10 protein-coding genes are annotated in these 13,587 nt (G+C 54.6%); 7 read left to right on the top strand and 3 right to left on the bottom strand.

The features are described from left to right. Window positions 1-7 precede the first annotated feature (7 nt). A complete protein-coding gene (locus K355_RS0113570; RefSeq protein ID WP_022732696.1) occupies window positions 8-730 on the bottom strand; it encodes a Bax inhibitor-1/YccA family protein in 723 nt (240 codons plus the stop codon). Between the two features lie 326 nt (window positions 731-1,056). On the opposite strand from K355_RS0113570, the gene K355_RS0113560 reads away from it, so the two are divergent. Together K355_RS0113560 and K355_RS0113555 are read left to right on the top strand one after the other, a co-directional pair. Further along, complete coding sequence (locus K355_RS0113560) at window positions 1,057-2,541, top strand: hypothetical protein (RefSeq protein WP_028791597.1); 1,485 nt, start codon at window positions 1,057-1,059, stop codon at window positions 2,539-2,541. 120 nt (window positions 2,542-2,661) lie between these two features. Continuing rightward, complete coding sequence (locus tag K355_RS0113555) at window positions 2,662-4,278, top strand: acyl-CoA synthetase (protein WP_022732693.1); 1,617 nt, start codon at window positions 2,662-2,664, stop codon at window positions 4,276-4,278. A 68-nt stretch (window positions 4,279-4,346) separates the two neighbouring features. Here K355_RS0113555 and K355_RS0113550 read toward each other — a convergent pair whose 3' ends face one another. Together K355_RS0113550 and K355_RS0113545 are read right to left on the bottom strand one after the other, a co-directional pair. Then, window positions 4,347-6,914 (bottom strand): ABC transporter permease, encoded by a 2,568-nt coding sequence (locus K355_RS0113550; RefSeq protein ID WP_022732692.1) that lies wholly within the window; start codon window positions 6,912-6,914, stop codon window positions 4,347-4,349. Continuing rightward, window positions 6,911-7,657: an ABC transporter ATP-binding protein gene (locus K355_RS0113545; RefSeq protein WP_022732691.1), complete on the bottom strand. Its 747-nt coding sequence runs from the start codon at window positions 7,655-7,657 to the stop codon at window positions 6,911-6,913. Before K355_RS0113545 ends, K355_RS0113550 begins: the two co-directional genes overlap by 4 nt. Window positions 7,658-7,826: 169 nt before the next feature. Here K355_RS0113545 and K355_RS24005 point away from each other — a divergent pair, with 169 nt between their 5' ends. From K355_RS24005 to K355_RS0113520, 5 genes are all read left to right on the top strand, one after another. Further along, on the top strand, window positions 7,827-8,540 hold the full coding sequence (locus tag K355_RS24005) for an arylesterase (protein ID WP_022732690.1): 714 nt from the start codon (window positions 7,827-7,829) through the stop codon (window positions 8,538-8,540). Window positions 8,541-9,466: 926 nt separating this feature from the next. Then, window positions 9,467-10,168 (top strand): J domain-containing protein, encoded by a 702-nt coding sequence (locus K355_RS0113535; RefSeq protein ID WP_022732689.1) that lies wholly within the window; start codon window positions 9,467-9,469, stop codon window positions 10,166-10,168. Between the two features lie 119 nt (window positions 10,169-10,287). Further along, on the top strand, window positions 10,288-11,406 hold the full coding sequence (locus tag K355_RS0113530; protein WP_022732688.1) for an FIST signal transduction protein: 1,119 nt from the start codon (window positions 10,288-10,290) through the stop codon (window positions 11,404-11,406). Window positions 11,407-11,562: 156 nt separating this feature from the next. Further along, entirely contained in the window at window positions 11,563-12,603 is a 1,041-nt protein-coding gene (locus tag K355_RS0113525) for an NADP(H)-dependent aldo-keto reductase (RefSeq protein WP_022732687.1), read from the top strand. A gap of 82 nt (window positions 12,604-12,685) precedes the next feature. Next, a complete protein-coding gene (locus K355_RS0113520; RefSeq protein WP_022732686.1) occupies window positions 12,686-13,552 on the top strand; it encodes a pirin family protein in 867 nt (288 codons plus the stop codon). Window positions 13,553-13,587 lie beyond the last annotated feature (35 nt).

Here is a 13,587-nt window from a genome sequence, read left to right as displayed (position 1 = left end):
ACGCATTCTACTCGCGGCTTGCGCCGAAGAAGTGCAGCAACATGATAAACAGGTTCACGAAGTCAAGATACAGACGCAGGGCACCGAACAGGGCTTTCTTGCCCGAAGTCGCGGTGTCGTCATGTTCGTGATACTCTTCCTTGATGCGCTGGGTGTCATAGGCGGTAAGGCCCGTGAAGATCAGTACACCAGCAGCCGAGATGATGAACTGCAACATCGTGCTCGCGAGGAAGATGTTGACCACCATGGCAATGATGATGCCGATCAGACCCATGAACAGGAAGCTGCCCCAGCCCGACAGATCTTTCTTGGTGGTGTAGCCAAACAGGCTCATCGCACCAAAAGTACCTGCGGTGATGAAGAAGGTCCGGGTAATCGATTCACCGGTATAAACCAGGAAGATCGATGAAAGCGACAGACCCATCAGGGCGGCATAAATCCAGAACGTCGTCTGTGCAGCGCCAAAGCTCATTTTGTGAATGCGCGCGCTCAGGAAGAACACCAGCCCGATCGGGGCCAGCATCACAATCCACTGCAGTCCTGTACCGAAAATAGCCTGCATCAGGGTTGGGCTGGTGGACACTGCCATCGCGACCACACCGGTCAGAGCCAGTGCGGATGCCATGTAGTTATAAACACTTAGCATATAGGCGCGGAGACCTGCATCGATCTCGGCCGCCGACCGGCCAACCGAGACGTCATAGCCGCGTTGACGCGTTTCAAAAGCCATTGAAATCCCTCTTTGATCCAATTGTGAGCAGAATACTGATAGTATCCTGCAATGGTCAAAATATGGCAGAATTTCCACGAAAAGCAACGGTTTGCCCGATTGATGCCCCTTGCGGGAATATATGTTGTGATCTTGTTCACTTCGCGCTTGGACGCGACAATCGTTCAAAAAAGCGCTAATATGCTTGAATGCAGGGGGTAATCGCGCAGTGATAGCAAGACACAAAGGCTCAATCTGCCATGTCCGGGCCAAGTTTGATCAAAAACGTTAAGCGACTTCAAAACCTTATCACCGAGCGCCTGTCTTGGCGTTTATCGGGTTTAAGCATGGCTGCGCTTGCGGGTTTGGCGTTGTTTTGTATTGTCTTGCCAAATGGCGGTCGGGCCCAGAATGCCAATCTGACGGCGAACCCGGATTCGGGCGCCATTCCGGTTTTTACCGACAAATATCCTCAATCCGAATTTTGTGCTGATCCCGATCAGGCCGCACCCTGTTCTGTTGCGCCGGTCGATGTGCCTGAATTTGACGCCAGTTTCATTTACCGATTTTTGGCCTACGAAGCCCAACGACCTTTTGACCGGTTTTCCTGGCAGTCCTTTGTTGCCGTAACCTCGTCTGATCCAACTGGGAACGGTCTTGCGCGGTGGGAAACATATCCCACCAGACGGGATCTGTTTTCCGAGGTTGCCATGCCAAACCCGGCCTGCCGGGATGGTCTGCCCGACGGGGCCCTGCTGCTGGCAAGTCATGTCCAATCAAGCGGTGACATTCTGGTCGATCAGGCCGGGAATTTCATTTTGTATGAAACCCGCATCAACCCGGTCGCGGCCAATTACATTCGTCAAAACGGACTGGACCACGAATCCGGACGTCTGGAGTTTGCCAATGCCGGGCAACCGGTTGCTTTCCCCATGGGGCATGGTCCCAACACCCGCGTTTCAAATACCGGCAGTTTTGCCAAAGGCGTGATCAAGACGGCTTCGGCGTCTCACTCTGCTGATGCTGTGGTTGCCGATGCGGCTGTTGATGCGCGCAAAAACAGTGTCATGGGCGCACAGCTTTTGAAATTTGCCTGGCGTATTTTGCCCGATGGACTGTCAGGAGATCGCTATTTCACCCGTGCGGCACGCATTGCCTTGGATGGGGATGTTACTCTCGATGGCAAGTCAGCCTGCCTTGATGTGACGGTCGGGCTTGTCGGAATGCATCTGGTTGAACGTGTGACCAGTGGCAATGGGGATCGCTGGATCTGGTCGAGTTTCGAACATGTTGGCACGGTGCCGCTGGCAGCCAACGCGCGACGCCCCAATAGCATCATCACCGATACACCGTTTGCCGATGGCTGTCTGGCCCCCGATCCGGCCGGGCTCCAAACCCCGACCGACGGGTTCCTTTTTTATGGGGGCCGAACCGGGGCAGGGGGGCGGGCCAATCAGTCCGTTCAAGCGGACCTTCGGTGGGATGATCATGCACCATATGCCCGCACAGCGTCGGGGGGGGCTGTGGTGCCGCCCGATATTGTTCGGTGTTGGCGATTGTTTTCCGGAACGGCCGAAGCCAACTTTGTCTGGCAAGCCAAACTGGAAGGCACGGTTTGGGCAAATTACATGCTGCTGGGCACGCAATGGATCGGCAATCCGGGTGGGGCACCGTTTGGTGTTGGCGAAGTGCCGCGTTTTCTAACCAACAGTGCCCTTGAAAGCTTTATCCAGCATCATAGTGATGCGACCTGCCTTGGCTGCCATGTCAATGCGGTAACCGACGCCGGGCAAACGGCCAACTTTACGTTTCTGCTCGATCCCGCACGCTGAGGGTACTGAGCTGACCGTTGCTCAGACAGACCTTCCAATTTTCTCTGATTGGCACTAGCATGCTGCGAAAATCTGCCGCAGCCAAAAAACAAATAACAGTGGCAGATACAGGGAGGAAACATGCTGGTCTGTCGTGATGATTACGCGACGGTGCGCTCGGAGTTCGTCTGGGATGTGCCGACTTATTTCAATATTGGTGTCGATGTCTGTGACAAATGGGCCGACGATCCGGATCGGCTGGCGCTGATGTATCGCAGGCGGGACGGGTCCCGCCGTGATTACAGTTTTGCCCAGATCAAACGACTTTCAAACCGCTTTGCCAATGTCATGCGCCGCCATGGTATTCGCCGCGGCGACCGGGTCGGGATTTTACTGCCGCAAAGTCCCGAAACCGCGATTGCCCATGTTGCGACCTATAAAATGGGTGGCATTGCTGTGCCGCTGTTTACCCTTTTTGGCGTTGATGCGCTGGAATACCGGTTGGGCAACTGTGCGGCCAAGGCACTTGTCACTGACCGCGAAGGAGCGGCAAAAATTGCGGAAATTCGCGATCTTTTACCCGCCTTGGAATATGTCTATGTGATTGATGGTGCGCCCGATAGTTGTTTTGATTTCAAGGCCCTGTCGGCGGAGGCCAGTGATCAGTTCGAGCCGGTTAAAACCCGTGCCGATGAACCAGCCCTGATCATTTATACATCAGGAACCACCGGCCAGCCCAAAGGTGCCCTTCATGCGCACCGGGTATTGCTGGGCCATTTGCCCGGTGTCGAAATGTCACATGATTTCTTTCCAAAGGACAATGACGTCATGTGGACGCCCGCCGACTGGGCATGGATCGGTGGGTTGCTTGATGTGCTTCTGCCATCTTGGCATCACGGGGTGCCAGTCGTCGCCCACCGGTTTGAAAAATTCACCCCCGAGGCTGCCTTTGAACTGATTGCGCAGTTCGGCGTGCGCAATACCTTCCTGCCGCCAACCGCGTTAAAGATGATGCGGGCGGCGGGTGATGATGTGGCGCAAAAATTCAACTGTAATTTACGCTCTATCGCAAGTGGTGGTGAAACGCTTGGGTCGGAACTTCTTGATTGGGGACATCGGGTTTTCGGTGTCACGATCAACGAGTTTTATGGTCAGACCGAATGCAACATGGTGGTTAGTTCCTGCCAGTCGATCATGGATCCCAAGCCCGGTGTCATGGGCCGTCCAGTGCCGGGGCATGATGTTGCGGTGATTGATCTGGATGGCAATGTGCTGGGTGCTGGTGAGATGGGCCGGATTGCTGTGCGTGCACCCGATCCGGTGATGTTTCTGGAATATTGGCGCAATCCAGACGCCACACAGGAAAAATACATCGGTGAATGGTTGCTGACCGGCGATATGGGCTGTGTCGATGAAGACGGCTATATCCGCTTTGTCGGACGCGACGATGACGTCATCAGTTCAGCGGGATACCGGATTGGTCCGGGCGAGATCGAAGATTGCCTGATTGCCCATCCGGCTGTCCGGATGGCCGGGGTTATAGGCAAACCTGATCCCCAGCGCGGGCAAATCGTAAAGGCCTTTGTCATTCTGGCCGATGGCTTTGCCCAAAGTGCCGAGCTTGAAGACGACATCAAGCAGTTCGTTAAAACCCGTCTGGCCGCCCATGAATACCCGCGCGAAATTGCCTTTCTTGATGAACTGCCCATGACGACGACAGGCAAGGTCGTTCGGCGGGCTTTGCGCGATTTGGCGTAATGCGCATTGCCCTAAACCAAAAGGGGCCGGTCATTGATGTGACCGGCCCTTTTCATGTGCGTGCTGTGTTACTCGTTACGCAGTAACGGTGCCGCTGGACTGCGCAACGCTTGCCACGTGCCGACAAAACCAGCTGACAGGGTGGCAAACAGCCCGATGGCAATCGGACCCAGTATTGTCGCGGGTAGAAGCGTCCAGGACGCCCCCATCACCAGCACAAGCACCGACCATGCGGCAATGGAGCCCACCAGCGCGGCCAAAACCCCGGTCGCCAGCCCAAGAATGCCGTATTCCAGCGCATAGGCATAAAGGATGTTGGCCCGTGTTGCGCCCAGTGTCTTAAGCACCACGGCATCATAGATGCGTTTGCGCCGCCCTGCGGCAACCGCCCCGGCCAGCACCAGCACACCGGCAACAATCGCGATCATGCTCGTCGCATTAAGCGCGGTACCAATTCCGGCCAGAATGGCATTGGCGGCTTCAAGGGCTTCGCGCACCCGGATGGCCGACACATTGGGGAAGTCGATCCCAATCATGCGATCCACCGGTTCTTCCATGTCGCGTGGCATATGGGCGGTGGCAATCAGGCTATAGGGGGCCTTGTCGATCAGGCCCGGCGAAAACACCATGGCAAAATTCATCCGCAGGCTCTGCCACTCGATTTCGCGCCAATTGGCGATCTCGGCGGTGATGTCGCGCCCGAGGATATTCACCGTCAATGTGTCGCCCGGCTGAAGGTCAAAGGCATTGCCGATGTCCGCACTGATCGATACCAGCGGTTTGGAGGCATCATTATAATCTGACGGCCACCAATCGCCGCGTACCAGTTTGGTTTCGGGCGGCGGTACGGCAGCAAAGGTCAACCCACGATCCCCGCGCAGGAACCAACGATCATCGCCCGGTCCGACATCTTCGGATTTAACGCCATCAACTGCGGTGACACGCCCGCGCAACATCGGTGTTTGTTCGACATCCGAAACATTATCCTTTGCCAGAAGCTGGGTGCGGAACGCCTCAATCTGGTCAGGTTGAATATCAAGGAAGAAGAACGCCGGGGCAGACTCCGGCAGGTTCTCATTAATCTCGTTATCAAGGTTGCCCTCGATCCCCGAAATAGTCACCAAAAGTGTCAGACCAAGCCCAAGCGACAGGGCGACCGGAACCGTGCTGGCGCCTGGTCGATGCAGGTTGGTGAGGGCAAGCCGTGAAAAGGCGTTGCGTCCGGTGGTGAACCGTTTCGATAAGGATACAATTGCCCGCCCGGCATAGGTGAAAATCACAATCGCTGCTGCCGACCCGCCGATAAAGCCAAGGGCGATGGTCTTATCAGTGGCGGTCATTACGGTCAAAATCAGCAACAGCACAAGTGGCGCGCCGATATAGGGCAAGTCGCGTTTGCGTACCGGGCTGCCACCCAGCAATCCGGCACTGGCCCGGAACAAACGTGCGGCGGGAATTTCACGCGCCCGCAACAACGACGGCAGGGCAAAGACCAATGTGGTCAGAATGCCAAAGCTGGTCGCAATAAGCAGCGACGGCAAGGCCGGGCCCAATGTGACATCAATCGGCAGCCGTCCGGCCAGAAGCGGGGCGACAACGGCCGGGGTCACTGCCCCGATCAAAAGACCAATCGTAATGCCGATAACGGCCAGTACAAGGATTTGCAGGAAGTAAATCCGCAACACCAGCCCATGCGATGCGCCCACCGATTTCAAGGTGGCGATCACGGATGTTTTGCTTTCGATATGGCTGCGCACCGCATTGGCCACCCCAATCCCTCCAACCAGAAGGGCGGACAATCCAACAAGGGTCAGAAACAGGGTCAACCGTTCGATAAACCGGCGCAGTCCCGGATTGGCGTTGGCGGTATCGCGCACGCGCCACCCGGCATCTTCAAACTGTTCATCAAGCCGTTCACGAAACGCGGTCGGTGTTTCACTGTCATTCAAATCCAAAGCGTAATAATAGCGGATCAGGCTTCCGGGCTGCACCAGCCCAGTTTGCATCAATGCATCCTTGGACACCATTAAACGCGGACCAAAGTTGAAAAAGCCAACGGCCTTGTCGGGTTCGGTGGTGATGACGCCGCGAATTTGCACGTCGATGTCACCGAGTTTCACCGTATCGCCAACCTTGATCTTAAGGCGTTCCAGCAATCCGGCCTCGGTCACAGCCCCCCAAACACCGTCTTTTTGATCAAGACTTCCGGCAAAGGGAATGTCATCGGCCAGTTCCATCTCGCCAAACAGCGGATAGGCATCATCAACGGCTTTAAGCTCAACCAAACGGCGTTGATCGGGGCCATAGGCGGTGGTCCGCATGGTCGCAAGTTGCCCAACCCGTTCGGTATTATCGCTAAGCCATTCAAGCTGTTGGGGGGTGGCATCCGTATGGGTCAGGCGCAACTCAACATCGCCACCCAAAAGCTTCCGCCCGTCACGCTCAAGTGCCGATAGAACGGATTCCGAAACGTTTCCCACGGCCGCAATTGCGCCGACGCCCAGTGCAAGACAGGCAAGGAAAATCCAAAAGCCGGACAAGCCGCCGCGTAATTCCCGGCGACAGACTTGCCACGCAATCGACCACAGGCGGTCTGCGCCATTGCGACCATCCGATGCGTTTGTCGTGCGGCTCATGAGTGCTCTTCCTGCTGCGAAACGATTTCACCATCGCGCAGCATGATGGTGCGGTCGCACCGGTCGGCAAGATTGGGATCATGGGTAATCAAAAGCAGCGTCGATCCTTTGCGCTTGGCCAGATCAAACAGCAATTCAATAATCGTTTCGCCGGTCGCCCCATCAAGGTTCCCGGTCGGCTCATCAGCCAGCAACAGCTCAGGATCGGTGGCAAGGGCGCGCGCCAGCGCAACACGTTGTTGCTCGCCGCCCGAAAGCTGGCCGGGATAATGGCCAATCCGATGACCGAGCCCGACGGCTTTAAGTTCCTGTTCTGCCTTTTCAAACGCGTCCTTGCGCCCGGCAAACTCCATCGGAAGTGCAACGTTTTCAAGTGCGCTCATCGTCGGGATCAGGTGGAAGTCCTGAAACACGATGCCAACATGATGGCGGCGATACAGTGCCAGCCCGTCTTCATCAAGCGTGCGCAAATCATTGCCACACACTGTGACTACACCTTCCTGGGCTTGCTCCAGCCCAGCAATCACCATCAAAAGCGACGTTTTGCCCGATCCGGATGGCCCGACCAGACTGACGCGTTCGCCCGCCTCGATAGAAATATCGATCCCTTTCAGGATTTCAACAATGCCTGCCGGGCCGGCCAGACGCAGTTTGAGGTTCTGCACATCAACGGTTTTGCTACGTTCCTGTCGTGATGCGACGGTGTTGTCATCCGGGATCGAGGCAGTTTCAGTAACACTCATCTGGGGTCCTATCGGGCTTAATCCATTGCAAGAATAAGAATGCGGGCTAAATACTCATACGGAAACGCAGGGTTTCGGTTCAACCATAACAGGTTTGAAATGCGCCGTTCGCAGGTAACCGTATGGTAACCGTTTCACAAAGTAACAGGCATATGAGATGGGATGTGTAATGAATTTTGGCTTCGGGCAAGGGTGCAGTGTAATCAAGTTCACTGCAAATCCGCTATGGCGTGCCGCGCGGTTTGTCTCGCGCAGCAGTGTAATCCTGTTTGGGGTTGCGGCCATTTTCCTGTCTGCACCTGCCAATGCCAATGCTAGTGAAAACAAGCCGCAAACCCTTGTTTTATTTGGCGATAGTTTGATGGCGGGCTATGGACTTTCGCAAGAAAACGGCTTTGCGCCAAAGCTTGAAGCCGCCTTGAAGGATGCCGGGCATTCAATCAATGTCGTCAACAGTTCCGTTTCTGGCGATACCACAGCAGCAGGGCTGGCGCGGCTTGACTGGGCATTGGTTGATAAACCCGATGCGGTGTTGCTTGAACTTGGTGCCAATGATGCCTTGCGCGGCATGGAACCGGCCCAGACCCGCGATAATCTGGCTCAGATCATCGAAAAATTGCGCGCAATGGACATTGATGTTTTGCTGGCTGGCATGATGGCTCCGCCCAATATGGGCATGCAATATGGCGATGAATTCAACAGCATCTATCCCGATCTCGCAAGCGAGTATCAGGTTGATTTATATCCATTTTTCCTTGATGGCGTCGCGGCTGACCCGGCCCTTAATCAGGATGATGGCATGCATCCCAATGCACAGGGTGTTGATGAAATCGTCGGGCGTATCCTGCCAGATGTTGTTTCTATCATCACCTCCGGGTCTTAACCGGGGCGGGCATCTCCCGGTTTTGCCCACGGCATCTCTACGACGAGACGTTTTATGATTTTGCCAAACGGGCCGCATCAATCTGATGTGGCCTGTTTTCAGTTGAGCCGGAAAGACCAAAAATCGTATGTATTACAGTCGGTTGCGAAACTTTCAGTTTTGGTTCTTTGACAAAAAAGCGCAAAAAAAGCGGCTAAAATCTGTCTGAGTCAGCAATTAAAACTGCATACGTAGATGGAATTCGTACGCTTATCGAAATGATTTTGGCTGCCTTGGCAGTGTATCCCGTAAGAACACTAAAAATCATCACTAATCTGTTATATATCAACTAGTTATATCGTATTCAATGCTGCTTATTTTACCCGCAAAAGCATCAAAAACCCGCCTAAAATCGCTCTGAACAGTGGGGCGAGTGTAAAATTAACACTCCATTTACTTTCGGTTATGTTCCGAATGTCGATGGCGTAACTGCATATGTAGTTTTCAGGTTGGCAAGATGGAAACAACGACGCCATTTTTACTTCAAAAAGTCGATTTGGCCCCTGCGCAGGAGCGAAAATCAAACGCAATGATTCATAATGATAGTCCTTATGATTCAATGTCTTAGATGTGTCTGGAGAGTTATCCACTGCAAAGTCTTGTGGATAAGTTTGTTGACTATCTTTTCATCAGACAAATAAACCAAACGTGCCGGGAATCGTTAATATCCTTGGTATATCAGGTGTTTAAGTTCTATCAAACAGTTCCGAGTCGCGGTTTGACGACCGAATAGGGCCTGTGGATGAATCGGAAGCGATTCAAATTTTGACTGCAAATGCAGTTGCCCAGCCCGGAATCCGCCGATAGACTTTAACCATTCAATGTCCGGCGTGCGCCGTAAAAACACTGATATAGTATTATAAATCAAATGCTTGTGGGGAATATTCGTGACCACACCGGGCGTCAAACAATCCTACACCATTCCTTGTTCGTCGGTTTTCCGTGATGCGGTGCAGGCCTTGGCCGAACGGCGCGGGGTGAATGCCGCCGACCTTGCGCGCTCTGTAATGCTGATCGTGCCGGAAAAGGCGATTGATGAGTATGATGATCCGGGTGATCCACCCAAGTCGGACCGAGAAACCATTGTTTTGAAATCCGGCCCGGCCGAAGGGCGTCCTTGGCGTAGAAAGCCGCGCCTGCAATTGCGCCTGCCACCGGGGTTTTCCATCATCATGGTGCGTAAGGCTTTGAAAATGGCGCTGGATTTTGACACGGGCGATGTCAAAATGCGGGTTGAGAAATCCGATATCCTGGCTGCCGAAAGTGCCGCACTCGCCGAAGCCCGCGCACTGAAAAAGCGTCAGGCCGAACCCCCGGTCGAACTTTTGCAATCGCGCGAAGAACTCGAACGTCTGCGTCAGATTGTTGATAATCTGGCTTTTGATCCGCTTGATCGCGGTGTGACCACCTTCAACGAGGCCCTACATGTCATGGGGTTTGCGCCAAGTGCTAGGCCGGATTTACGCGAAATTCGAACCAAATATCGCGTGCTTGCCGCCATCCATCATCCCGACAGCAATTACGGATCGCACCAACGCATGACGCAACTTAATGCGGCAATGGATCTGCTGCGACGCCATATAACCTAGGCTCAGGTAACCTAGGCTCACGCGGGTTTTTTAACGGCGTATCTTGAGAACACCAGACCGCAATGCTTAGATATGAATAAGGCCCCAGAAGGGTCCAACATGGAACATCGGGAGAATGCATGACGGGGGAATTTTGCGCGGCACATGCCAGTGGTGAAAACTGGGCAGCAGTGGCCTCCGAACTGGCCGATCAACTTCAGACAACTCCCTTGCCAAAACAGGCCTTGGCGTTTTTGTATGTCACCGAGGCGCTTTCTGACGATCTGGGCAGCATCCTGACCTTCCTGCGATCACGTTTGTCGATCGAACACTGGACGGGGACGGCCGGCATTGGCGTCTGTGGATCTGGTCGGGCCTATTTCGGGGTTCCGGCGGCATCGGTGCTGATTGCGCCGTTTGCCAGTGAGGATTTTCATGTTTTCGAACCGCTGAAAACCGATGCGGATGTGGATGCACCGGATTTGCAACAGGCCATCGACCGCCTGCAACCGATCTTTGGGTTGGTCCATGGTGATCCGGGCGCACCCCAGTCATTGTCCACCCTTGGCGAACTGGCGCGGGTTGGCTCGACCTATCTGGTCGGCGGTATCGCATCGGGCGAACGCGGCGCGCCACAGATTGCTGATCGTGTGGTGGACGGCGGATTATCAGGTGTTTTGTTTGATGCCAAAACCGCCGTTCAGGTCGGCATCACGCAGGCCTGCACCCCTGTCGGCCCGGTGCATCGCGTGACCGAAGGGCGCGAAGGCATCGTTTCCACGCTTGATGACCGCCCCGCCCTTGAGGTGCTTAAAGAAGAACTCAATTCCGACGGCAGCGAGAATTCCATCGCATCGGGTCGTTACCACGTTGCCCTGATGATTCCGGGCTCGGACACCGGCGATTTTGTCGTGCGTAATCTTCTGGGTGTTGATCCACATAATCACATGATCGCCATCAGCGGTGATGTGCAGGCGGGTGATGCGGTTCGCTTTGTCCGGCGTGACGGGGCGGCGGCCGAAGAAGACCTGCGCCGTATGCTGAACGATGTGCAAAAACGCCTGCCGGGAAAACCACGTGGTGCGCTGTATTGCAGCTGTGTCGCCCGTGGGCCGCATTTGTTTGGCACCGAAAGCCGCGAAATGATGATCATTCGTGATGAATTGGGTGATTTGCCGCTGACCGGGTTTTACGGCAATGGCGAAGTCTGTAATGACCGGTTTTATGGCTATACCGGGGTTTTAACGCTGTTTGTTTAAACACGCACCCGTTTGGAACGCTTTGCAACAGCAATATAAATTCAAGGCGGCCCGACATTTTTTGCTGTGAAAGGTTCCATCCCCGGCCTGACAGGATATATTCAATCCATTGAAAAATATGCACACCCCACCCGGGGTGTAAAAGGGGATTGATACATGGAATACCGTCGATTGGGACGTACTGATATTGATGTCAGTGTTATTTGCCTGGGTACGATGACCTGGGGCCAACAGAATACGCAAGATGAAGCATTCGAACAGCTCGACTATGCGACCTCGAACGAAGTCAATTTCATTGATACCGCCGAAATGTATCCGGTTCCGGCAATGGAAGAAACCTTCACCAAAACCGAAACCATCATCGGCAACTGGCTGGAAAAACGCGGGCGTCGTGATGATCTTGTGATCGCAACCAAAATCGTCGGCCCTGCCGAACGTTTTGGCTATGTCCGCGGTGGGCCGCGTTTGACCCGTGATCAGATCAATGAAGCCATCGACGGATCGCTCAAACGTCTTAAAACCGATTACGTCGATCTGTATCAGCTCCATTGGCCGGACCGGAATTCCAACTTTTTTGGCAAACTGGGCTACGTCCATGATGCCGACGAGGATTTCACCCCGATCGAGGAAAGCCTCGAAGCCCTTGATGCTTTGGTCAAGGCCGGTAAAGTCCGTCACATCGGTCTGTCGAACGAAAACCCATGGGGCTTGATGAAGTTCCTTGAACTGGCCGAGAAAAAGGGCTGGCCGCGCGTGGTATCGGTCCAGAACCCCTATAGCCTGCTGACCCGTCAATACGAAGTCGGCATGGCGGAATGTTCGATCCGCGAAGATGCCGGTCTTCTGGCTTATTCACCGCTCGGCGGTGGGGCATTGTCGGGTAAATATTTGGGTGGGGCACGCCCCGAAGGCACCCGTGTCACCAAATGGCCGCAGTACTTTGGCCGGTATCTGACCGAAAACGGCATCAAATCGACCGAGGCCTATGTCAAACTTGCCAAGGACAATGGCCTTGATCCATCCCAGATGGCGCTGGCCTATATCAATTCGCGCCCGTTCCTGACGTCAAACATCATTGGCGCGACCAGTATGGAACAGCTGAAACTCAATATCGGATCGGCCAAAATCACCCTGTCCGAAGACGTTCTGTCTGAGATTGAAAATATCCATCAAACCTGGCCGTATCCGTGCCCGTAAGGCACAGATATACGCGTAGGTAACGGGAAGGCAGCCCGATTGTCGGGCTCCTGACCCCACCAAAATGTGAAGGAGACGGCGCATGGTAAAGCAGATTTTTGGTAAGGAAACCGATCTTGGTGCCTTTTCCGTGCGCCGCGTCCTGCCGCACCGTGATGTGCGGTCGGTCGGGCCGTTTGTGTTTTTTGATCATATGGGACCGGCTGATTTCCAACCCGGTCAGGGGATCGACGTTGCCCCGCATCCCCATATTGGTCTTGCCACGGTGACCTATATTTTCGAAGGCACCATCCGCCACCATGACAGCCTTGGCAGCCTGCTTGAAATCAAGCCGGGCGACCTGAATTGGATGCATGCCGGGCGCGGGATCACCCATTCCGAACGTGAAACCGACGCCGTGCGCAACAGCGCACACAAACTCGACGGGCTGCAATTATGGGTCGCCGTTCCCGAAGAAGACGAAGAATCTGATCCCGAATTCTTCCATGTGGCAAAGGACGATTTGCCGATCATCGAAGATGCCGGCCTGCACATGCGCCTGATCGCGGGCGAGGCATTCGGCAAAACCGCCCCGGTGCCGGTCAAATCCAAACTGTTTTATCTTGATGTCCACATGGACGAAGGCGCGCAGCTTTTACTCCCCGGTGAAAATCAGGAAGCCGCCCTTTATGTTGTCTCGGGCACCTTGCGCATTGATGGCACGGCCTATGCGCCGCAAAGCTTCATCTATGTCGCGCCCGAAGAAATCCCCGATATTGTCGCGCAAAGCGACTGCCGGGTGATGTTGCTGGGCGGCTTGTCGGTTGGCTATCGCCATCTGTGGTGGAACTTTGTCTCAAGCTCCAAGGAACGCATTGATCAGGCCAAAGCCGATTGGGCGGCGGGCAACTTCCCGCAGATCGACGGCGAGGATGACATCATTCCGCTTCCGGGCCGATCAACCGGCTGAATGCTGCTTGATCGCATCCACCCATTTCGTTTTGA

This window comes from Thalassospira lucentensis MCCC 1A00383 = DSM 14000, from assembly GCF_000421265.1.
GTDB lineage: Bacteria > Pseudomonadota > Alphaproteobacteria > Rhodospirillales > Thalassospiraceae > Thalassospira > Thalassospira lucentensis.
Note: the sequence above shows the minus strand (reverse complement) of the source record. Positions and strands in the feature narration are given on the sequence as shown.